This window comes from Ferdinandcohnia sp. FSL W7-1320, assembly GCF_038050315.1.
In the GTDB taxonomy this organism is placed as follows: domain Bacteria; phylum Bacillota; class Bacilli; order Bacillales; family Bacillaceae_L; genus Ferdinandcohnia; species Ferdinandcohnia aciditolerans.
Genome location: NZ_JBBPAM010000001.1, coordinates 2,243,936 through 2,265,994, shown reverse-complemented (window position 1 = coordinate 2,265,994; position 22,059 = coordinate 2,243,936). Strand labels below are relative to the sequence as shown.

At 36.1% G+C, this 22,059-nt stretch carries 21 protein-coding genes; 4 read left to right on the top strand and 17 right to left on the bottom strand.

Features of this window, described 5'->3' with window-relative positions:
* Positions 1–13: 13 nt before the first annotated feature.
* From NST91_RS11405 to NST91_RS11380, 6 genes are all read right to left on the bottom strand, one after another.
* Positions 14–919 carry a hypothetical protein gene (locus tag NST91_RS11405; RefSeq protein ID WP_341331225.1) on the bottom strand — a complete coding sequence of 302 codons (906 nt, stop codon included), beginning with the start codon at positions 917–919 and terminating at the stop codon, positions 14–16.
* A gap of 288 nt (positions 920–1,207) precedes the next feature.
* Positions 1,208–1,825 carry an alpha/beta hydrolase gene (locus NST91_RS11400; RefSeq protein ID WP_341331224.1) on the bottom strand — a complete coding sequence of 206 codons (618 nt, stop codon included), beginning with the start codon at positions 1,823–1,825 and terminating at the stop codon, positions 1,208–1,210.
* 71 nt (positions 1,826–1,896) lie between these two features.
* On the bottom strand, positions 1,897–2,415 hold the full coding sequence (gene paiA, locus NST91_RS11395; RefSeq protein ID WP_341331223.1) for a spermidine/spermine N(1)-acetyltransferase: 519 nt from the start codon (positions 2,413–2,415) through the stop codon (positions 1,897–1,899).
* Between the two features lie 265 nt (positions 2,416–2,680).
* Positions 2,681–4,117 (bottom strand): serine hydrolase domain-containing protein, encoded by a 1,437-nt coding sequence (locus tag NST91_RS11390; RefSeq protein WP_341331222.1) that lies wholly within the window; start codon positions 4,115–4,117, stop codon positions 2,681–2,683.
* Between the two features lie 219 nt (positions 4,118–4,336).
* Positions 4,337–4,906 carry a dihydrofolate reductase family protein gene (locus NST91_RS11385; RefSeq protein ID WP_341331221.1) on the bottom strand — a complete coding sequence of 190 codons (570 nt, stop codon included), beginning with the start codon at positions 4,904–4,906 and terminating at the stop codon, positions 4,337–4,339.
* 44 nt (positions 4,907–4,950) lie between these two features.
* The gene (locus NST91_RS11380; protein ID WP_341331220.1) at positions 4,951–6,039 is read right to left on the bottom strand and encodes a DUF3626 domain-containing protein; all 1,089 of its coding nucleotides are present in this window, start codon (positions 6,037–6,039) and stop codon (positions 4,951–4,953) included.
* Between the two features lie 155 nt (positions 6,040–6,194).
* On the opposite strand from NST91_RS11380, the gene NST91_RS11375 reads away from it, so the two are divergent.
* Together NST91_RS11375 and NST91_RS11370 are read left to right on the top strand one after the other, a co-directional pair.
* Positions 6,195–6,620, top strand: a complete 426-nt coding sequence (locus tag NST91_RS11375; protein WP_341331219.1) for a hypothetical protein — start codon at positions 6,195–6,197, stop codon at positions 6,618–6,620.
* A gap of 67 nt (positions 6,621–6,687) precedes the next feature.
* The gene (locus NST91_RS11370; RefSeq protein ID WP_341331218.1) at positions 6,688–7,692 is read left to right on the top strand and encodes a DUF3231 family protein; all 1,005 of its coding nucleotides are present in this window, start codon (positions 6,688–6,690) and stop codon (positions 7,690–7,692) included.
* Positions 7,693–8,537: 845 nt separating this feature from the next.
* On the opposite strand, the gene NST91_RS11365 is transcribed toward NST91_RS11370, so the two are convergent.
* Positions 8,538–9,353 (bottom strand): undecaprenyl-diphosphate phosphatase, encoded by an 816-nt coding sequence (locus tag NST91_RS11365; RefSeq protein ID WP_341331217.1) that lies wholly within the window; start codon positions 9,351–9,353, stop codon positions 8,538–8,540.
* A gap of 341 nt (positions 9,354–9,694) precedes the next feature.
* Between NST91_RS11365 and NST91_RS11360 the strand changes: the two genes are divergently transcribed.
* Entirely contained in the window at positions 9,695–9,868 is a 174-nt protein-coding gene (locus NST91_RS11360) for an aspartyl-phosphate phosphatase Spo0E family protein (protein WP_341331216.1), read from the top strand.
* Positions 9,869–10,116: 248 nt separating this feature from the next.
* On the opposite strand, the gene ehuA is transcribed toward NST91_RS11360, so the two are convergent.
* The 4 genes from ehuA to ehuB all read right to left on the bottom strand — a co-directional run bounded on the left by ehuA (position 10,117) and on the right by ehuB (position 13,451).
* Positions 10,117–10,887 (bottom strand): ectoine/hydroxyectoine ABC transporter ATP-binding protein EhuA, encoded by a 771-nt coding sequence (gene ehuA, locus NST91_RS11355; protein WP_341331215.1) that lies wholly within the window; start codon positions 10,885–10,887, stop codon positions 10,117–10,119.
* Positions 10,880–11,599 (bottom strand): ectoine/hydroxyectoine ABC transporter permease subunit EhuD, encoded by a 720-nt coding sequence (gene ehuD, locus NST91_RS11350; RefSeq protein WP_341331214.1) that lies wholly within the window; start codon positions 11,597–11,599, stop codon positions 10,880–10,882. Before ehuD ends, ehuA begins: the two co-directional genes overlap by 8 nt.
* Positions 11,599–12,261 (bottom strand): amino acid ABC transporter permease, encoded by a 663-nt coding sequence (locus NST91_RS11345; RefSeq protein ID WP_341333530.1) that lies wholly within the window; start codon positions 12,259–12,261, stop codon positions 11,599–11,601. Before NST91_RS11345 ends, ehuD begins: the two co-directional genes overlap by 1 nt.
* Before the next feature lie 281 nt (positions 12,262–12,542).
* A complete protein-coding gene (ehuB, locus tag NST91_RS11340) occupies positions 12,543–13,451 on the bottom strand; it encodes an ectoine/hydroxyectoine ABC transporter substrate-binding protein EhuB (protein WP_341331213.1) in 909 nt (302 codons plus the stop codon).
* Between the two features lie 561 nt (positions 13,452–14,012).
* Here ehuB and NST91_RS11335 point away from each other — a divergent pair.
* Positions 14,013–15,083, top strand: a complete 1,071-nt coding sequence (locus NST91_RS11335) for a metal ABC transporter solute-binding protein, Zn/Mn family (RefSeq protein WP_341331212.1) — start codon at positions 14,013–14,015, stop codon at positions 15,081–15,083.
* 42 nt (positions 15,084–15,125) lie between these two features.
* Here the strand turns inward: NST91_RS11335 and NST91_RS11330 are convergent, their stop codons facing one another.
* From NST91_RS11330 to NST91_RS11305, 6 genes are all read right to left on the bottom strand, one after another.
* Positions 15,126–15,593: a CBO0543 family protein gene (locus NST91_RS11330; protein WP_341331211.1), complete on the bottom strand. Its 468-nt coding sequence runs from the start codon at positions 15,591–15,593 to the stop codon at positions 15,126–15,128.
* 469 nt (positions 15,594–16,062) lie between these two features.
* Positions 16,063–17,433: a D-serine ammonia-lyase gene (gene dsdA, locus NST91_RS11325; protein ID WP_341333529.1), complete on the bottom strand. Its 1,371-nt coding sequence runs from the start codon at positions 17,431–17,433 to the stop codon at positions 16,063–16,065.
* Between the two features lie 197 nt (positions 17,434–17,630).
* Positions 17,631–18,386 carry a creatininase family protein gene (locus NST91_RS11320; RefSeq protein ID WP_341331210.1) on the bottom strand — a complete coding sequence of 252 codons (756 nt, stop codon included), beginning with the start codon at positions 18,384–18,386 and terminating at the stop codon, positions 17,631–17,633.
* A gap of 36 nt (positions 18,387–18,422) precedes the next feature.
* A complete protein-coding gene (locus NST91_RS11315; RefSeq protein ID WP_341331209.1) occupies positions 18,423–19,553 on the bottom strand; it encodes a M20 peptidase aminoacylase family protein in 1,131 nt (376 codons plus the stop codon).
* 70 nt (positions 19,554–19,623) lie between these two features.
* A complete protein-coding gene (locus NST91_RS11310) occupies positions 19,624–20,445 on the bottom strand; it encodes a GNAT family N-acetyltransferase (RefSeq protein ID WP_341331208.1) in 822 nt (273 codons plus the stop codon).
* Positions 20,423–22,030 (bottom strand): N-acyl-D-amino-acid deacylase family protein, encoded by a 1,608-nt coding sequence (locus tag NST91_RS11305; protein ID WP_341331207.1) that lies wholly within the window; start codon positions 22,028–22,030, stop codon positions 20,423–20,425. Before NST91_RS11305 ends, NST91_RS11310 begins: the two co-directional genes overlap by 23 nt.
* Positions 22,031–22,059: the final 29 nt, after the last annotated feature.

Below are 22,059 nucleotides of genomic sequence, written 5' to 3'. Positions count from 1 at the left end.
CTTCTAGTTTTTATCATTCCTCACCAAACTTTACATCAAATAGATAATCAGATGAGACGGTACCTTCGAAACTTTCTTCTCTTAGATTTCCTTGATTATCTCTTTTTTCTCCCGTTTTCTTCATTGCAAATGTTGAGATATAATAGGCTTCAACTGGTAACCTTTCATCATCTAATACTTGTATTTCTCCATTTAATAAGAAATAATGAGTGCCGTTTTCTACTGCATAATTCGTTCGTTCTCCTGTACTTCGGATCACATAGGAGGAAAAGTCACCCTTTAAATGAGTAATATCTTTAATATCAAGAACATCCAAATTTTCAAAGAAATGTTCAGCATCAATCAATCGATTGTATTGGAGCCAGGTATCAAGCTTACTATTCGTCACTTGATACCTACTCTTATTCAAATCGTATCGAATTCGATAAAGGTTAAAACTATTGCCATTTTGTCCGAGTAGCTGCCAGCTTAAGTCTGTAATTCTACCATCTTTAACATACTCAACTTCAAAATCCTCCAGTCTTACATTTTGGTTCTCTAACTTTAATTTTTGCTTAATTCGTTCATATTCATCTTGAAAGTTCATCGTATATACTGAACCAAGTTTATGTTCGATAAATAGTGGGCGGCTTTGCCATTCTAGATTGGCAATTGGCAATATCCAATGGACCAGGATAAATGAGAGTACACCGAATATAGCTGCCAATCGTTTTATATCTATGTTTAACGAAGGTCGAAAAAATATCAGGTACACGATAAACCCTAGAGGAAGTGGAACTTGATTGAAATTAAAAGCAAATGAACCTAATATAAAGTATCCAATTATTTTCAACGGAAAATAGGATTCTGCTTCACTCTTTTTCAGTACTAAAAATATAAAACTAACAACTAATAGAAATGAGTATACAATAGATGCCATTTTGCCCCCCTCTCTAGTAGGAAAACTCTTTAATCGAAATCCGATCTGTAAAATTTTTATCTAGGTGTATTAAATTTACTTAATAATGATACTACTATTCCTAAGATTACAGCATAGGCTGAAAATACTTCATTCCCGTCAAAACTACTACAAATTGCTATGCCAGCAAGTCCACCCACAACCAGCTTATCGTTTTAATCTTTTTGTAGTTTGATTAATATATTTCAAGACATTTTAATTACTTCTTCGTTTATCCACCCACATTACTCGCAAAGATGAAGTAATTTTTTAAAAATCATTTATTGCGGAAATGACATTTTTTAGTATTTCAATAGATTTAATTGGTTCGTTATCAAGCTCTAAACTGTGATTTCCACCTTCCACTACATTTAATATAAGATTTTGGTTGTTTTTCAATTTTTCAAAGCGTTCTTCAATGTAACAACTGTCCTTATCTCCAATCATACAGAGTCCTTTATTTTCACTTCTAACCATTGCATTAAATACGTCACTTCTTTGGAGTAATGGCGTCAACCACACTAGTTTTGCTTCTTTTAACGTTGGATGATCCTGCAAATTGCTCAATGCAATCGTTCCTATTGATTTTGCTACAACATAATATTTGCAGTATTTTTTGTCCTTGGTTGCGTTTTCAATCGTTTGTAGTACATCACTTGCGAAATCCTTTTCATTTATAGCAGCCATTTCTTGCCTGCTAAATTGATAGTTAACGTGTAATACATCAAAGCCTTTATAGTAAAATACCCCTGTTGTAAAGTGTAACAATGGAGCTTGTATTGTGTAACCAGCCCCTGGTAAGACAATAACTAGACTATCTGTTTCATCACTTTGTTCTATTAATCTATAAGGAATATTTTTAGAACCATCTATTCTATTAGTCACCATTTTCCCACTCCCAAAGTTTTTTATACTCATTACCCAATTTTTCTTTTTATGTATCTCACTTCGCTGACCCACTACATGAGTGTTTTTGTCATAATATAGTCCGTTTGTTCCTCATCACCCATGTAAAAAGAGTGAGCGCCAGTTTGAACAAACCCTAATTTCTTATAAAAAGCAATCGCATTTTTATTCTTTTCCCAAACACCTAGCCATATTTTCTTTTTATTCGTTTCCTGCGTAATTTCAATCGCTTTACTATATAGATATTTACCCAGACCGTGTTTTTGAAATTTGTTCTTTATATAAATCCGCTCGATTTCAAGTGAGTCATTCCCCATTTCTTCCGACTGAGCATCATTAGTATTGACCTTCAAGTATCCAGCGAGTTCATTTTGAAAATAGACAAAATAGAATTGCGATGACATGTTGGATAATTCTTGTTCCAATTGTTTTAAGTTAAATGCCTTTTCCAAATAAGCACTCATATTTTCGGATGAATTTTGATCCTTAAACGTCTCATTAAATGTTTCACAACTAATTTCTTGAAGTGTCTGTAAGTCTTCTAGGTTACATTGTTTAATATGAATTGACATTAAGTTATTTCTCCCCTTTTAAAAAATCAATCACTCTTCCATACTAACATAATATTCCAAAAATACGATTGAAAATTCCCACATAAAAAGACGACCTCAGGGGTCGTCCTTTGTTTTAAGTTCTTCTTTCATAAAAAGATTTTCGATACTCCATGTATATCAGTATTGCGGTAAACCTTTTATCATTTCTCAAATTTTGTGATATCCGTTTAGGCTCTTTCTAATAAATCATTTATCATTTTACAAGTTCGTGATATATCTATCATCAATTAAGCATCCTAAATCGATAGTAAATTCTCAATATTGTGAGTACCAATCCAATGATAAAAGTGATTACCAAAAAAATCATCCCTGAAGGAAACAGACCAAACGCATCAATAATCGTGGAACTGTTATTCTTTAAAGTCGGGACAATAAATAATAACCAGCCAATTCCTACAACAGGTATCAATTGAGGAATCAATCGGAAATAGAATCGCCATGCTCCATTTTTTTTACGTTTTTCTGACCATTTTTTACTTCTTAGAATTCCTCTGATTCCTAAAAACAAATAAACCAGTGTCAACACACCAAGTGAATAATCAATGATTTTAGGTGTTGGGGCTTTTAATTCCGGAGCATATCCTTCCGTCAATTGTATGATACCAGAACTTATCTCATACGAGTGTTCGAAAGTAGTTGTGAAACTATTAAGTAATACAGCAACTGCGTAACCACTACTCGGCACGATATCTTGTTGAGATTGGAAGGTAGATATGGATCCACTATGTGATATACGTGCTGGTTTAATATTGGGTGAGCTAATCGACCAACCAAGCCCATATTTTTCACTTCCAGGTTGTGGTGAATACGATGCTTTTAGTAACTTTTGCGATAATAATGGTTCCCCATTCTCATTTTTCCCTTCACTCGTATGCATTGAGAGCCATTTCCCCATATCACTAGCTGTTGTAAAGATGCTTCCCGAACCACTAAACATTTTTTCGAGCTCCGTCCAAGGTATTGCATTGCCATATAAGGTGACAAATCCACGAGATATTCCATATTCTTCGATGTCTTCTGAATTTACTAATGAGATTGAATCGTTCATTCCGATCGGTAAGAATACATTTTGATTTAAATAATCATTAAATGTCATGCCGCTTATTTTTTCTACTAGAAATGCCAAGGTCCAGTAGTTTGCATTACTGTATGCATATTGCTTTCCTGGTTCCGATTGTAGCTTCCAATCATGGAAACGTTCTACTCCCTCTTTTAATGTATTCGCCGGGGCTACAATGGTCGGGTTCGGCACCCCAGAGGTGTGACTTAATAATTGTCGTACTGTTACCTGTTTCCATCTTGCGTCATCAAATGTAAGCTCTGGTAGGTATTGTACGATTGGGTCGTCCAGCTTTATTTTCCCTTCATCAACCAATTGTAAAACAGCAAATGCAGTAAATGGCTTAGTACCAGAAGCAATCCCCATTTTGGACTTTGCTGTCAATGGGTTGCCTTCAGAATCATGCCCATATCCTTTTTCGTATAGTACTTTCCCATCCTTAACGATTACGATGGCTGCACCAGGCAGTCCATTTTTTTCTATATAATTTGAAACGTATTCGTCAACATCGGCTGTATCAAGTGATGGAGCTGCCTGAGTTGATACAGGTACGAAAAGAAAATTCATGATTACAAGAATCAATCCTATTTTTTTACACATAATCATCCTCCAAATTATTGAATTCGTTATGGTTGGATTGGTCGAGTTACATTCATTCATAATTACTACATAGTATCCAATGTCCAAAAATAAAAAGACCATCCGTTCGATGATCCTCCCTTGTAGCAGTGTGTTAAATTGGCTCTCTTTATACTTTTTCCCTAAATTTCTTCCTAATCATATCTATTTTTCGTTTCTTACATTCTTCAATAAGAGATATTATGATTCTCCATTCCAATGATAGATTATTTGCACAACCCCAGATGAAAACGATCTTGTATGAACCATTTTTAAATTTATCCTATGTTTTAGATCAGTAAACAAAGGTTTTCCTTCTCCCAATACAACTGGGTGAATCGATAACCTAAATTCATCAACAAGTCCTAAATTAATAAATGTTGTAATGAGACTTGCTCCACCATATAACCAGATGTCTTTACCAGGTTTTTTCTTCAATTCATTTATTTCTTCAACAATCTTTTCATTTATAAATTTCGCTTGATCATCCGTCTTTTTTGTTCGGGAAAACACGTATTTCTCTTTACTATGAACCAATTTCCAAATTTCCTTTTCAGAGTCAGACTCTTCATTTTGCGGAGTATACTGCCCCCATAAATCATAGCTTTTTCTACCATATAAAATAGTATCAATTTGATTTAAGAAATCAGTAAATTTCATATCAGGGTCCATAATGCACCAATCTATTTCTCCGTTTTTCCCCTCAATAAATCCATCTAATGTAACTGCTAAATCTAGAATGATTCTTCTCTGTTTAATGTTATTCGTCATAGTTCTCGGTCCTTTCATTTCAAATAAACAATTTCCCTGATTATCTATTGCTCATAAGGCTTTCCATGCCTAACTAGCACATGCCATAAAAGTTTTAATTCCTGAAGTACCTCCCTGAAACTGCCACGGTCAATCCAATTTTGAGGATTACGGTAAAGGTCCATGACGGCACAACCAATTATAGCCGCATTGATACAATTATTTTGTGCAATCCGGGCTGCTAGTGAAGGCATGGCTGAGCCTCTGAAGTTAGAAGGAACTTCAACTGCCTGAAGTACAAATCCTCTATGCCACAATAATTCAATCGAATATTTAAGACATAGTTCTTCTAAGGTGGTTCCGATATTTGTATCTTTAAAAGAAGGGTCCGCAACAAGAACTTCCACGTCTTCCTTAAGTGAAATATCTCCATGGACTTGGGCTTCTATGTAATGATTAAGGTTACGTTTTGGTTCCTTTTTTTCGTCGGTTATTACGCCTTTTTGAAGATTCACCAATAAATGATCGATTAATTTTGTTGGTGTTAGATCTCTTTCTCCGATTGCAAATTCCCTAGAGAATGTCTCCTCTAAGAGTGCTGCAAGAATCATATTAAACTCTTCATAAGTCCCCTTCTCCTTAGGTTCTTGGTGAGAATCTAAGTACGTAAACGTAGAACGAGTTGATACTTTGGGGTATAGAAGAAAGTAGCATGAGCCAAAACGTGGAGCTGGCCCGTCTGAATGTAACATTATATTCAATGCACCATATTTTGGACGTTGATGACTGGTGGTACCCTCTGTTTGATAGGCTCCTCCAAACATTCGCTTTTCCCAAAGATCACGTTCGCCACCTGGAAGAGCTGATACACTCCCATTTGATATTAGAGTTTCGAATTGGCTTTTATATATTCCCTGTTCTAGAAGTGCTTCAGCAACATTCTTCATCGTTGAATCTGGCCGATCGGGATGAAAATGGATTCCAATTCGTGCATAATTTTTCAAATTTAAAACTGCTGTTCTGAAAACAGTGCTTGGGATATTCGACATTTTTAGTATATGGTTTATTAATTCATTAGCTTCACGATTATGGTTCTTTGCATAATTAGTAATATAGTCCAAAGCTAGCTGCTGAACCCTCGTTAGTTTCCCCACGTGAAGTTCCTCCTTCCATTATAGAGATTCACTTATATGCAATTTAATTCCAAAAAAGAACCTCTCCCTATTCTACTGTACATACTATTAACTGTTCTCGAAAATTTAGTTGTTTACCTTCTTTTTTGGGGAACAATACATTAGAGGTGGTTAAATTGATAAAAAAGGTACTCGTTTTCCTCTTTATTTTTCAATTACTATCAACAAGTGGTATTGCTCAAACAAAGCAGCAAATACAAATATTCGATATAGATCAAGACAAAGTTATAAAAACTGTACAACTAACCAACGCAGATGTACAGCAAGAAGTAGAGAAATTTCTTAAGGGAATAACAGGCGTATATGCGAAATATAATCCTATTCCCTCTAACGGATACATGGTAAGAATTCCATTAGAACCAACTATTATGATAAGAAATAAATGGTTTGATGACCTTGTCGATGAAGTAACCATAATTCTACCTAGTCAAGAGGATCCATATTTAATGCTGTTTAATGACGAGAACCAACCATTTTTCTTAACCTTCGAAGGTAACACAGAAAAACTCTTGGAAATATTGGACTTTAATCCAGAACAGTAATTCCGCTTTAATCATGTACATTATAAAAACATCTTACTCAGGGAAAGATTAGCAAGAGGTGATTGGAATGGATAAAGAAGAATTAAAACTCACGTCGGCTGAAATAGGAACGCTATGGGGAGAATATGTAAACGGAACTGCTGTTGATACTGTAAATAAATATATGTTATCCATTATTGAAGATGAGAAAATTAAAGAGGTATTCGAAGATGCCATTAAGATTTTTGCATCACAAAAAAGTCAAATAAAAACATTCATTGAAAATCAAGAATTTCCTGTTCCGATAGGATTTACTGATTCCGACCTTAATAAGACGACCAAAAGATTATTCTCTGACATCTTCTGTTTGCACTATCTACATATAATGACCCTTCATGGTATATTAGGTCATTCTACTGCCCTTAGTTCTTCCGTAAGAAAAGACCTAAGACACTTTTATCAATCATGTTGTAATGATGGAATGAATATGTACAATAGAACAATTGAATTACTATTGGAAAAGGGACATTTTCAAAGAGACCCCTATTTTTATCCGGCAAAAGGACCGGAATATGTTTCAGGTCAAAAATTCTTAGGTGATTTTTTCGGAGATCAACGGCCATTAGCTGCTACAGAAATAATTGCTTTATCTCTTAATATAAAAAAGAAAATACTGGAAAAGTCACTATCTATTGGATTTAGCCAAGTAACCCAATCACTGGAAGTTAGAAAATTTTTGGAGAAAGCAGAAAGGGCATCAGATCAACAAATTCAAGCACTGAGTAAATTACTTAAAGATGATAATTTGCCTGTTCCCATGTCCTGGGAAACAGAGGTCACGAACTCTCAAGATTCACCTTTTTCCGATAAGTTAATGATGTTTCATATAGGTTTCTTACTGCAATCAGCACAATCTTATCACGGTGCAGGTCTAGCTTCTGCCATGAGATTTGACCTCGCAGCAACTTATGAAAAAATCATATTAAAAAATCTAATGATAACCAAAGAGTGGTTTAATATCATGTCTAAAAATAAATGGATTGAACAACCACCACTTGCTCCAAATCGAAAAGATATTGCAAAAAATAAGTAAAGATGTCCTTGAACTGGGGCATCTTATTTTCTTTGGATCATTGTTACGTACTCATAATAGTATGAAATATCCTTTCAATGATAACCAAACGACCAGATAATAAGCACGATACTCGCTATCCCCCAAGCTGTTGTTCCACCTACAACCAAATCTAAGATTGAGTAGAAGCGCGTTTCCTCATTTCTATATTTCTTTTAATTATTGCCAAGACAACAAATCCGATTATTATAATACAAATCGTTATCCCAAGAAATACATCCACTTCAACCCCTCTTTCTTTAGAACTTTATGGGTCTTCCAATAATATGTAACAAATAGATCATTAGTGAATATATCACTATCCCGAATGTGAAATTTATGGGGTGAGTTTGCAAATTAATTCCGTGTATTTCGTTATACAATTCATTTTGTTGTTGAGACCATAAAGTGATAAATATAGTAATCACCATTAATATTAATGCTAAAATTGCTTTTTTATGAAAGGTTACGTTAACAAAACTGTGTTTTAACGCATTTGCCAACTTTCCTTTTCTATGAGCTACTGTTTCCGATTTTCTTTGGATGGGAGCTAAAAATTAAAATAATAAACCTCCCCATACAATAGCCATCACGACCAAACTTGTATAATCCATGTAAAGTGAAACCCCTTCCTACAAATTGACTCGGAAATTCCCCTTTTAGTCTTAAATGATTTATGCTTTACTAATTCTACTTATTTTAGCGAATTTCCTTTTTTTTAAGATGAATAAGAAAACTGTTTGCATCAATCCAAACGGTCTCCTTGTACAAAAAAAGCGATAACCCTTCAATGGATTATCGCACCTTTCGTTCAAATAAGATAAACGTTAGAAGAAAATGAGAAGTAATGCCCCTACTAAGAAACAATAATATGTAAAATAAGATAGTTTCCCACTTTTCATGATTCCCATAAACCACTTCAACGCAATATAGGTCATTAACAGTGTTGCGATAAATGCAGCTAAATACGGAATGGCTAAGTCTGCTTTATTTGGTTCGTTTAAAAAATCAGAAATGCCAAGAATAACTCCCCCGAGGCTCACGGGAATATACAACATAAATGAAAATCGAAGAGCCGTATCTGATTTCATTCCAACAGCAACGGCAGAAATAATGGTTGCACCTGAACGACTGATACCTGGTGTTAATGCGACAGCCTGCCCCAGTCCAACAATTAATGCATCCTTCATTGTTAAATCACTCTCGCCTTTATTCCCTTTCATATTGCGTATTAACCACAAGGCAATCCCTGTGATGAAAAGCATCAGTGCAATCGTCGTCATACTAACATTTTCTGCTATAAAGTCACTTAATAATATCCCAAGAACACCTGCCGGGATAGTGCCTATTACAATAAAGAAAACAAACCGAAAGTCACTCTTATAACGAAAATCTTTTGTTTTTACATAAAGAATTGAATTTACTGCAAGTCTTGCGATATCTTTTCGATAAATAAAAAGTATCGCAAATAGTGAAGCTGTATTTGTTAAGATAGCAAAAGTAAATCCTTGTTCACCAAGCCCCAAAATTTCACTAGCAATCATGACGTGCCCACTTGATGACACCGGAATTGGTTCTGTAAAGCCTTGTACTAACCCAACAATAATCATTTTGATTATTAATATGATATCCAGATCCCCCATTGTTACCTCCTCATAAAACAAATAATAGGTCGACGCAATCGGACCTATTCTTAAATATAATATACTTAAATGAGAATAACCATCGATTAATCTTACAATTAAGCGGACTAATCTAACATTATTGTCACGAAAGTTAATGAATTAAAATGAACTCCCTTCACAACTCTATCAACCTGAAAAAATTCATTATGTAAAGTGGAGTTTTTCACATTTTTGTCACATACTGTTTTATCTTCTTTTGACTTATTTTGTCGAAGGGCTTTTCATTATGTAAAAAAATTTGCATAATAGTGTTTGTATTTGTTTTTTTGAAGCGTTAAATAAATAAAGAGGTGTAGAAATTGTTACAGGAAAATACGCAGTTTAATAGGGAATCTATTATTATATCAATCGTTCGAAAAAGAGATGAAATGATCCGCCTTGCTAGTTCAAATGGACTTTTAAATACAGAGACAATTAAATGCAGTCAAGAACTTGATAAACTATTAAATGTTTTTAATAACTATAAAAATTAATATCCGCATGGTGTCCAACTTCAACTACCAAATGTCATTCAATCGTGACACCAATTTATTTTTCCCAACTAATTCTATTAGCTAAAGTCTTCTATTATAAAACTTCAATTCACCTTCTGCGATAATTACTCAAATAAGAAAAAGAGTTGCCTATCATCTCGGATCTACAACTCTAACTCTTTTCCTATTATTTTTAATAGATTGGTCCTATATGGTTTGGGACGAGGGACCTGTCCCCGTGACCCATTTCAAGATCGGAAGCGACTTAGGAATTGTTGAAGGCGTTCGCTTTCGGTATTTTCTAGGACTTCTTCGGGTGTTCCTTGTTCGGCGATTACGCCGTTTTCTAAGAAAATAATTCGGTCTGCGACATCACGTGCGAAATCCATTTCATGGGTGACCAAGACCATTGCCATTTCTCCTTCTTTGGCGATTTCACGGATCACTTCCAGTACTTCACCTACTAGCTCTGGGTCAAGGGCTGAGGTTACTTCATCAAAAAGCATCACTTTTGGACGCATGACGAGTGCGCGTGCCATCGCTACCCGTTGTTTTTGACCACCTGATAGCTGATTCGGATAGTTTTCCAATTTATCACCTAGACCAACTTTTTCTAACATTTCGATTGAATTCTTCTTCGCCACTTCCTTGGATGCTCCCTTCACATTAATAGGACCCGTCATACAATTTTCTAAGATTGTCATATGCGGAAACAAATTAAAGTGCTGGAATACCATTCCGATATCTCCTCTAATCTGCCTTAAGTGCTTTTCATTAGCTCTAACTAATTCACCTTTTTTCTCCATCTGCCAGAGGTTTTGGCCATTTACCTCAATGACCCCTGAAGTTGGTTCTTCCAATGTCATCAATAACCGAATAATCGTCGTTTTACCAGACCCGCTCGGTCCGATCAGTGCAATCTTTTCAGCAGGTGCGATATCTAAGTTAATTCCTTTTAAGACATCGACCTCATCGAAAGATTTCGTCACATTTTTATAGGTTACAATCGGCTCAGCCATCGATAGCCACTCCCTTTTTTACATTTTTAGCTCCTGTTGGATCTTTCTTATCAAATCGTCGGTTCATCTTGTTTTCTAATTTTTTGATTAAGATTGCTGATGGATAACTTAATAGCAGGAAGAAAATAGCCACTAATGTATATGGTTCTAAATACGCCCAATTTCTTGCACCAAATTTATCCGCCATAAGCAACATGCCTGCAACCCCAACTGTCGATGTCAATGGGACCTCCTTGAACATGATGATTAAATAATTCCCCAGCATTGGGATGATCGGAGGAATGGCTTGTGGAAGGATGACCTTTGTCCATCTATCCCTCACAGACATATTTAAAGCAATTGAGGCTTCCCATTGCCCTTTATCAACAGATTGAATACCAGAACGATAGATTTCAGAGATGTATGTACTGTAGTGAACCCCTAGTCCTAACACCGCAACAGTAAATGGACTTAAACTCACGCCTACATATGGAACCATCGGTAACCCAAAAAACAAGAAAAACAATTGCACAAGTGGCGGTGTCGAACGAATAAACTCAAGCACAAATGACACAACCCACTGAAAGGGTTTAAATGGGATTCGTTTAAGAGTAACCCAAACAAAACCAAACACCATCGCAAAAAGATAACAGGCAATTGTTACCCCAAGGGTCACCCACAACCCTTTAAAAATCATCGGAAGTGATCCAAAAAACATATTCCAATCCCACATTATTCACTTGCCACTCCCTTCGATGATTGTTTTTCCGCCCACTTCGTTAAACCAATTAAAGGTAAGGCGATAATAAAATAGAATACTAGAATTAGTAAGTAGACAGTAGGCGTAGAAGAAAGATTGGTATTTGTATAAAGTTGGCCTTTATACACAATATCAGCCAAGCCTACGAGTGATATGAGAGAGGTTGCCTTTAACATTTGTATCAAATAATTGCCGAATTCCGGAAGCATCATCCGTACCGCTTGCGGCAAAATGACAATTCTCATCCTCTGAAAGCGTGACATATTCAGAGCAATCGCTGCCTCTGTTTGTCCGTGTGCAACGGATAGAATGGAACCACGAACGGTTTCTGACATATAGGCACCATAATTCATTGAAATGGCAATCACACAAGCCCAAAATTCAGAACCTAAATCAATCCCAAACAAAATTGGCAATGCATAGAAAAACCAAAACAATTGAATGATTAAAGAAGTGCCACGGAAAACTTCGACGAAAAAACCTGAAAATTTTCGGATAAAGATATTCTTCGATAATCGACCAAACCCTGCTAAAAAAGCAACTAGAAAGGAGAAGAATGCAGATGTAACTAATATCGTAATCGTAATATTCAAACCTTGAAGTAAAATTGAAAAGATCTCACCTATTTGACTAATTGGAATCACCTCGTTTTTGATTAAACCTGTGGAATTGCGTTTTATTTCATGGAATTGCGCGTTAATCTTCGGAATTACGTTTTGTGCATCGGAAATGTTTTTTATTTCACGGAATTGCGCGTTAATCTTCGGAATTGCGTTTTACTTCTCACAATTGCGCTATAACAACGGAATTGAATTTTATATCGCACAATCCTGCTATAACTATCCAAATCTTGATTCAAACCAAACCCACTAAAAAACAGATCCCCCATTGGGAGACCTGTCGACTTTTCCCCGTGTTATTTTAAACTTTCAATCACTTGTTCCGTTGTTAAATCGTTTGGAACAAGGTTGCCTTCACCAAAACCAGATGGGGTAATGAGATCAAGAATCTCTCCACTTTCTTTAAGCTTCTTCAGTTCTGCATTGTATGCCTCTACGAGTTCATCGTTACCTTTTGCAAAGCCAGCTGCACCATAACTTGGTACACCCTTGATATCAGGTTGCTCAAAATCTTCCACAAATTCTAAAGCATCTTGATCAGAAGATTCTAAGGCCATTTTCACCGTCATTTCTGTCCCTGTTGTCGCTTGAGCACGACCTGATTGCACAGCTGAGAATGTAGCTGGAATGTCAGCAACCTCAAGAATCTGGTCTTCACTAACACCCATTTCAGTTAAAAACTCTATTTCAGTTGTCCCAGACATGACAGCCACAACTACATCAGGATTATTAGCAATATCCGTGTAACTATGAAGATCTAATGGATTTCCTTTTTCAACAATTAAACCTTCACCATATTGAATTTCCGGTTCACCAAATTGCACTTGTTCTGCACGTTCTGGCAAAATTGCCATTCCTGCTGTGATGACATCAAATTTGCCAGCCTTTACTCCTGGAATGAGTTGATTCCACTCTGCAATTTGACCTTCTACATTTTCAATTCCCATATTGTGAAAAACCTTTGTAGCAATCTCAACCGCTGCTCCTTTTAATTCTCCTGTTTTAGCATCTTGATAAGCATATGGCGGTTCATTTGAAAAACCAATTCTAACGGTTCCTTTTTCTTTCAGCTCTTCTAGTAAACTTGAAGAATCACTACTAGACTTTCCTCCCTCAGTTGATCCACCTGCTTCCTGACCGGTTCCACAAGCTGTCATCATTCCCATGATAAATACTAAAAATAAAATTGATAATGTTTTTTTCATGTACCTATATACCCCCTGAGTTTTTTATTCTAGAAAAGATTCTGATTGGCAATACTTGTTCAAATTGATTTTTGAAACGAAAGTACCACGAACAATGACGTCATATAAAATTGTATATCTTTTTTGAATACTTGCTCAAATGCCATATTATTGGATAATTCGGGATATATTGGGATTATTCATGTTATGGACTGCTGACTAGGGGATTATGTAAACATGCTCCTTTAGATTCATAAATGGTAACAAATGCTTCAAAATTGAAAGCACCTGCTACAAGGCATGGCCACCAGTCTCTATAAATAATAGAAAAGTAAGAATCTCCTATTCTTGAAAAATAATAAATCATTTCCACTTCAAAATTTTACTTGAAAGTTTTTAAATTCTATCGTAATATTATTTAAGTAAATCGAAATCATTACGATTTGTTAAAATCAAAGAGCCTAATAAATGCACCAAGTAATATGAACATTCATTTTTTTTAGTTTATTAATCGGAATGATTACGATATACATTTTACATATACCGAGTAAATCGGAATGATTATGATTGAGAGGGAAATTGATGAAAATTAAGCACGGTATTGCATTTTTCGTTTTATTAGCAACCACATTTTTGTTTGGGTGTGTCCAAGAAAACAAAACGGGTATAATTGAAGCAAAAAACACTCCTACACCATCTGAACGTCTTAAAATCTACACTACAGTCTTTCCATTACAGGATTTCACAGAAAAAATTGGTGGTGAACATGTAGAGGTTTTAAGTGTGTTCCCTACAGGTGCTGACGCTCACACATTCGAACCCACTCCAAAAACAATGGTAAGGATTGCGGAAGCGGATGCTCTTATTTATGTTGGTGCAGGTGTAGAAGGCTTCATTGATGCAGCCATTAAAACATTCGAAAATGAAAAGGTGCAATTGGTTAAGGCTACGCAAAATATGGAACTTTCGAAAGCACAAGAAGAATACGAATTACTTAATGATGAGGAGATAACTGAAACTGAACACGACCACCACCAATTTGACTCAAATATTGAAAAAAGCAACAGCCATGATGAACACGAGGTACAAGTTGACAGTGATACTGGTACGGAAGATCACCATCATCATGGAGATGTTGATCCACATGTTTGGTTAGATCCTCTTTTAGCTCGAGAGTTGGCTGAAAATATTCTTCATATACTTGAGGAATTAAAACCAGAGGCTAAAAAAGACTTTGAAAAACATTTTGATGGACTAGTAAAAAACTTGCATTTATTAGACCAAGAATTCATGGAAGTTGTGAACGAGTCTTCTAGGAAAGAAATAGTAGTATCCCATGCAGCTTACGGTTATTGGGAATCAAGGTATGGTATAAAGCAAATTAGTGTTTCCGGATTATCTCCCACAAATGAGCCTACCCAAAAGGATTTAACACGCATTATTAACCTAGCAAAAGAACATAACATCAAGTTTGTGTTATTTGAGCAAAATCTTACTTCAAAAGTTTCTGAAATGGTAAAAAACGAAATCAACGCAGAAGCTCTAACTCTCCATAACCTGGAATCAGCTACAGAAGAGGATATTAAAAACAATGCTGATTATTTTAGCATTATGAGACAAAATCTAGAAACATTGAAAACAGCTTTGCATTAATCAAAAATAGCATAGGTCCTTTGGGGCTTATGCTATGTAAATCTACTTGTCAGCGCTTTTTTTGTTAAACCAATTCCATATCCCCAACGAAATATATAATGTAATAAACATGGAAATCGAGCTCCAATACCATCTCCAATTTATATATTCAATTGTATCTGTATATCTTTCAAGTATCACTTCTATACCTGTTAATAAAGAAACGATTATACTTGTAAATAAAAGTCCTCTTAACTTTGATTTTCGTGGATGATATAAATTATATAATGCACTAACGATTGGGAACGCAAAGTATTCAAATGTAAAACTAGTTCGAGCTGCATCATCAAAGAGACGAACTGGATAACTGATCAAATTAAACTCGGATACAAGAAAGCCTAATGGCCATGTGATTGTTTGCATAATAAGAAAGCCAATAATGGCTAAGCGAAGTTTCGAAACTGGTACTAAAAAACAGAATAATAAGATTCCTATTATCCATGAAGATAAAAGGATTATTATTTCTATCAATATATACCTCACCCTTTTCCAGAGCAAGATCATTATAGGTGGGTGTTCTAGGTGTTGTTACTCAAATAATCTCAATCTTCTTTATATTCCATATTTTATATTAGCTATACTTTTTGTGCTTGTCTATAGAAATTAGGCAAAATTACTATATAAAATATAACTTTTTTACTATATTCATATAAAAAGGTAATATATGGGACTATATTACTATTTTATGTAAAAAAAGAAAGCATTACTTTTTTTGTAATGCTCTTTAATAATTAGAATTTGTTTACTGATTGCTTAAGAAATTTGAATATATTCAATCCTAAAAATTCGTATTTAGGATTACAAACTTTAGCATTTTCTGATCCTCTTTTTCATTTTAGGCTACTTATATTCCACAATAAAATCCCCCTAATATTCACTTTATCTACCAAATAGATAAGTGGATATTAAGGGACGTTAAAAAATGCTTAAAAAAAATATTTCATTTATTTTTTTGAGGTTTCGAGTTTAGTACCTTTACCCCTTTTTCTACATAGGAATCCATGATTTCTTTTGGAACCATGCTGCCTCCCGTTGCCCATGATATATGAACAGCATCCTTTATTTTTTCTGTTAAATTATTTTTCATGATATAAAGTCTTCCTTCTGGTTCAGCAAACAATCGAGCTGGGCCAGCTATTCCCGCTAATGCAGAGGGTTCCAAGTAGATATTTTCTGTTTGAGTCAACATACTGAGATAAGCAAATAACTGATCGTCTTCCACCGTATAGACCCCACTAATTAACTGCTCCAATGTTTTGCCAACAAAGCCCGAAGGCCTGCCAACAGCTAAGCCATCAGCAGCCGTTTTGTTATCGATGCCAAAATCTTGGACTGAAATCTTATCATGTTGCTCGGTTAATAAGCCTAATAACATACAAGGTGAATGCGTCGGTTCGGCAAAAAAACAGTGGACATGATTTTTGAAAAGTAGCTTTAGACCAAAAGCCACACCACCTGGCCCGCCACCAACTCCACAAGGAAGGTACACAAACAATGGACGATTTTCATCAATGGTAATATTCATCGTTTCCAATTGTTTTTTAAGTCTTGATGCTGCAACGGCATATCCTAAGAATAAATTGGTCGAATTTTCATCATCAATAAAATAACTATTAGGATCTTCCTCAGACTGTTTTCTCCCCTGTTCAACTGCAACACTATAGTCTAATTCATGTTCGACTACTGTTACACCCTTACTCCGGAGCAGAGCTTTTTTCCATTGTTTTGCATCGACTGACATATGAACCGTTACGTTAAAACCTAGCTTTGCACTTATAATTCCAATACTTAATCCTAAATTCCCAGTAGAACCCACAACGATAGTATACTTGGAGAAGAACTGTGTAAAGGTATCACTGTCCAGTTTGCTATAATCATCATCAGTAGATAGAAGATTATTTTCTAAGGCTAAATCTTCTGCATGCTTCAAAACCTCATAAATACCGCCCCTTGCTTTAATTGAGCCAGAAATCGGTAGATGACTATCACATTTTAGGAGCAGTTTTCCTTCTATTTTTTCAGTAAACAAACTCTCAAGGGAACGCTGCATCACAGGAATTTCTTTTAAAGGTGATTCGATAATTCCATTCATTTCCCTCGTTTCTGGAAAAGCACTTGCAAGATATGATGAAAATCTCTTTAACCTCTTTTCCGCATCACGGACATCCTCGATTCCTAAAGAAACATGTTGAATCGCTCTTTCAAAATCTATGCACTTCGGATTGTTCCAAAACACTTCCTCTGTTAGCAGGAGGTTTTCTAATAATGGATAGGTTTGTATCCATTCGTCTATTGTTTTTCCTAATATCATATCCATCTCAACACCCCTTTGAAAATTGGTAGCTATATATGTATAGAGTAACAGAATGTATTTACTTTACTAATTTATTTTTAATTAAAAAATTACTTTGCATATATAAATAGGCCTGCCCCCAGAGGTGTAATCTTACTCCATGGGAATCAGGCCAAACTCAAAATAGATGGCATCGTGTTGAAATGAGGTATTTACTACTTACCAAACTCAATAAGACATCTAGCCACTTCATCTGTAATAATTTCGATTAGTTCTTTACCTCGCTCCGCAAATGCAGAATTAGGATCATCGGTAAAACCATCGATGTCCTTCCAAATAGAAGGTTTTTCTATCCTCACATTAGTATAGAGTAAATCAATTTCCAAAGGGTTGCGCCTTGGATTTGCGTTTACTAGGTTCGCTAATTTAACCAATTCGGGATAAATAACTAACATTAGAGATGTTTCAAATTGCCCAGCATGACCCGGAGCAGGTGATAATTGATGTTTCTCACAATAGTTTTTAATAGTATCCGAGGCGATTGACCAGTAAGATGCTGCCCCCACCGTTACATTATAATCCATTGCGGCATTTCGGGCAGCTAGTTGAATAATTTCATCATTACCACCATGACCATTTATGATAAAAATCTTCTGAAACCCACTTTTTACTACGCTTTCTAGAAGCTCTTTTAATACGAGTAACAACGTATTAGAACTTAAAGAGAGAGTACCTGAGTATATAAGATGATGATGGGAAAAACCAAATGGAATTGTTGGTCCAAGTACAACTGGTACTTGTTTTGCTATTTTTTCTCCACTTTTTCTTGCAATCTCATTTACTATCGCTTCGTCCGTCATAACAGGAAGATGAGGTCCATGCTGTTCAACCGCTCCAATAGGCAGAATGACAATCGCTTTTTCTGTTATTTCTTTAAAATCATCTCTCGTCATTTCATTCCATTTATACAAGTTTACACCCCCATATAGACAATTTTCGTTAGAACGTTACTTAAAGAGTTTCACCGCCGCTCCCGCTAATACGGCAACTCCGTTTTCTAAAGCGTTAAGATTAAATGTCATATTCGGATGATGTAATCCTGGTTCTAAGTCTGTCCCCAGTCCGACCAACGTAGCTTGCAGTTCTTTTTTCTCTTTTGTGTAAAAATGAAAGTCCTCTCCACCAGGAGTAATAGGAGGAGAAACAAAAGCAGCTCCCCCTAGATGTTCGACAACTGCTTCTTTTACAACCTGTTCCATATAGAAATTAGGATTAGCCGCGACCATACTCGCGGCAATTTGAACGTCTACCTCTGAACCGTTTGCTGACCCAGCTGATGTTACAGCTTTTAAAACTCTTGGTACCAATTCTTTCATTGCTTCATTTGTCTGTGCTCTTACATCGATTCCAAAAGTAGCTTCGTCAGGAATAATATTTACATTATCCCCTCCCGCGTTAATTTGTGTAACCTTTACAGAACTTGCTATCGTTGGGTCTACTTTAACTGCGTTTACTGCATTCACAATCGCTGCTATAGAGTCCACTACATTTATGCCCATATTCGGCCTAGAACCATGAGCTTGAACCCCTTTAACAGTACCTCTTAATAGGGTTGTCGCTCCATGATAAATCGCAGCTGAAACCTGTCCATAGGACATTTCAATCTTTGGACGGACATGGATGCCTAGCAAGTAGGTGACATCGTCTACTACACCATCCTCTACTAAGGCAACTGCTCCTTTACCAGACTCTTCTGCAGGTTGAAAAATGACCTTTAGTTTCCCTTTGGGAGAAAAGCCTATTTCCTTTAAGCAGCGCAAAGCATTTAACACCATGGTCATATGGGCATCGTGACCACATGAGTGATTAGCTTTCCATTCACCGTTCACATTCTGCCATAATGCATCCATGTCGGCTCGTAAAGCAACAGTTGGTCCCTCATCATCACCCCATTCCGCTACAATGGCTGTATGATTGGGAAACGTTTGATAAGAAAACCCCAGTTGTTCAAGTTGATTTATTAAATATTCTTTAGTCTTAAATTCCTTCCAACTTATTTCTGCAAGCTGATGTAAGTCGTTGTATGTTTTTACGATTAGTTGCTTGTTTTCAACTATCCATTCCTTAATTGTAGACATAATTGAAATCCTTCTCCTACTCTCACTAGCTATGAATTTGATTCAAAGTCTTTCCAATACTTCTAAAATATCATTTTTCAAGGACATAATAGTGTACTGGCTCCTCACTCCGTAAAACTCCGACTACCTTATATCCATTAAAAAAGGCAATTGTAAATAAGTCTCGAGTTTTTACTCTCCACTTTTTTACAATATCAAATTTCTCATTTTTAATTCTTTGTATTTCTTTTGGAATTGCTACTAAGAATCCTTTGTGGTTACTAAGAGGCTGCACATCTTCTGGGATTAGTTGATTATTCTCTAACCTCCAATGAAGTAGTGAAGGATAGTCCTCCCACCCGTCATCAAAAATAGAATCTCCACTTGCTGCAATCTCTGCGCGTTCAGAAGCTAGTTCCCATTCAATAAGGAAACGGTCTGATGGTAATCCTCGATTCAACTTATCCTCAAGATTTCCATAATAGTCAGGAATATAGATGTTTACATATCCACCAAGCTTACAAAGATTTAAATAACCATTACGAATTTCAAGGGGATCAAAGGTCCAGGTCATTTTTTTATAGCCATTCTTAATCGCCCATTGACGTTGAACAAGCTTTAATTCTTTCCCAATTCCATGATTCCGATGTTCCGGATCAATCGCCATCATATGAGAGCAAAGATGTGTTTGTTTCGTAATGTTGTCATAGCCTGCAAACCCATAACAGAAGCCAACTATTTTCTGGTTATCGATACTTTTGGCTACCACTACAACTCCCCCATTGTGAATGGCAGCAACCATTTGTGGTAAAGAGGTGACTGTATCGTCACCCCATACCATTTTTTGCAGATGAATGGTTTCTTGTAATTCCCTAATATCTTCCGTTACATCACACTTGAACTTTACTCTCATTGGTTTGCTCCCGACGAATAACTTGACCAGCGGTTGTTCCAATATATTGACCATTACTTACAGTTAGTTTTCCATTTACGATAACGTACAAAATGCCTTCTGGTTCCTCTAAAGGACTTGAATACGTTGCTTTATCAATGACCGTTTCGGGATCAAAGACAGCGACATCAGCTGCATATCCTTCTCGTAACAAGCCTCGATCTCTCAATCTTAATAATTGAGCTGGAGCTCCAGTCATTTTACGAATCGCTTGTTCTAATGAAAGTGCTCCCTTTTCACGTACGAATTTCCCTAGTACTCTTGGATATGTACCATATAATCTTGGATGTGGCTTTCCTCCAAAGATACCGTCTGATCCTACAACTTGTAGGGGATGCTGCATACCGAAAATAACATCCTCTTCGTCACCCCAGTGAATAACCATGGTAACCCCTGCATTTTCTTCTATTAAAATGTCCATCGCAGCATCAGTAGGGTGAACTCCTCGAAGTTCCGCAATCTCAACCATATTCTTTCCTTCTAAATCACGGTTGTTATCGGTCGTTACAGAGGTTATTGTAATGTTTTCCCAACCACAGGTTAATGACCAATTCTCAAAATCATCTCTAGTAGCTAGATCCTTTTTGACTTTTTCTCGAACACTTGGGTCCTTTAATCTTTCAAGCATTTCAGCTGTACCCCCAGAGTGCATCCATGGTGGAAGTACCGCATGGAATACTGTCGAACCAGCTGTATACGGATATTGGTCAAAAGTAATTTCAATTCCCTCTTTACGTCCCTCATCCATTTTCTCTAAGGCTTTGACAAACTTATCACGATTAATTTTCCCCGCAACCTTAAAATGGGATACATGTAGACGAACTCCAGACTGCCTTGCTACATCAATCACTTCGTCCAAAGCTTCTAAGGACTGATTGCTTTCGTTACGAATATGAACAACAAAGCAACCATCATATTTGGCAGCACCTTTGCAAAGTTCTATAAGTTCCTCTTTATTGGAGAATACGTTTGGAGGATATACTAAGCCAGAAGAAAGTCCCACAGCACCTTGGCGCATCCCCTCTTCGACTAGTAATCTCATTTTCTCCATTTCTTCTTTTGTAGATACTCTTCCGTCAAATCCCATTACAAGCGTTCTTACTGCACCATGCGGAACTAAATATGTAGCATTACCTGCAATGGTTGAGTTATCTAAAAACTCAAGGTATTCTTCAATAGTATTCCATGGCCAATCACCAATATCTCCGTTTAGACCCTTTAATTGCTTCTGCCATAAGGGTTTGGTCTCTTCTGATACTGGCGCTACTGAAATTCCATCTTGACCAAACAGTTCCGTTGTCACACCTTGCAAAACTTTAATTTTATGAATCTCTGGTTTTGTACAAAGCAAATCAGAATGTACATGTGTATCAATAAAACCAGGGGAAACAGCTAGTCCTTTAGCGTCAATTTCAGTTTCTGCCTTTTCTTGACTCAAATCACCAATTCTAGTAATCTTTCCGTCTACAATTCCAAGATCCATCTTTGTCCACGGGTTTTCAGTTCCATCAAAAAGTTGACCGTTACGGATTATAATATCAAACATGTAAATTCCTCCTTAGATTTTTCAAATAT

What these genes read in the sequence shown, in the direction of transcription:
- NST91_RS11405 (WP_341331225.1), bottom strand. Translation starts at nt 919, where the DNA reads ATGGCATCTATTGTATACTCATTTCTATTAGTTGTTAGTTTTATATTT.
- NST91_RS11400 (WP_341331224.1), bottom strand. Translation starts at nt 1,825, where the DNA reads ATGGTGACTAATAGAATAGATGGTTCTAAAAATATTCCTTATAGATTA.
- paiA (WP_341331223.1), bottom strand. Translation starts at nt 2,415, where the DNA reads ATGTCAATTCATATTAAACAATGTAACCTAGAAGACTTACAGACACTT.
- NST91_RS11390 (WP_341331222.1), bottom strand. Translation starts at nt 4,117, where the DNA reads ATGTGTAAAAAAATAGGATTGATTCTTGTAATCATGAATTTTCTTTTC.
- NST91_RS11385 (WP_341331221.1), bottom strand. Translation starts at nt 4,906, where the DNA reads ATGACGAATAACATTAAACAGAGAAGAATCATTCTAGATTTAGCAGTT.
- NST91_RS11370 (WP_341331218.1), top strand. Translation starts at nt 6,688, where the DNA reads ATGGATAAAGAAGAATTAAAACTCACGTCGGCTGAAATAGGAACGCTA.
- NST91_RS11365 (WP_341331217.1), bottom strand. Translation starts at nt 9,353, where the DNA reads ATGGGGGATCTGGATATCATATTAATAATCAAAATGATTATTGTTGGG.
- ehuA (WP_341331215.1), bottom strand. Translation starts at nt 10,887, where the DNA reads ATGGCTGAGCCGATTGTAACCTATAAAAATGTGACGAAATCTTTCGAT.
- ehuD (WP_341331214.1), bottom strand. Translation starts at nt 11,599, where the DNA reads ATGTGGGATTGGAATATGTTTTTTGGATCACTTCCGATGATTTTTAAA.
- ehuB (WP_341331213.1), bottom strand. Translation starts at nt 13,451, where the DNA reads ATGAAAAAAACATTATCAATTTTATTTTTAGTATTTATCATGGGAATG.
- NST91_RS11335 (WP_341331212.1), top strand. Translation starts at nt 14,013, where the DNA reads ATGAAAATTAAGCACGGTATTGCATTTTTCGTTTTATTAGCAACCACA.
- dsdA (WP_341333529.1), bottom strand. Translation starts at nt 17,433, where the DNA reads ATGATATTAGGAAAAACAATAGACGAATGGATACAAACCTATCCATTA.
- NST91_RS11315 (WP_341331209.1), bottom strand. Translation starts at nt 19,553, where the DNA reads ATGTCTACAATTAAGGAATGGATAGTTGAAAACAAGCAACTAATCGTA.
- NST91_RS11310 (WP_341331208.1), bottom strand. Translation starts at nt 20,445, where the DNA reads ATGAGAGTAAAGTTCAAGTGTGATGTAACGGAAGATATTAGGGAATTA.
- NST91_RS11305 (WP_341331207.1), bottom strand. Translation starts at nt 22,030, where the DNA reads ATGTTTGATATTATAATCCGTAACGGTCAACTTTTTGATGGAACTGAA.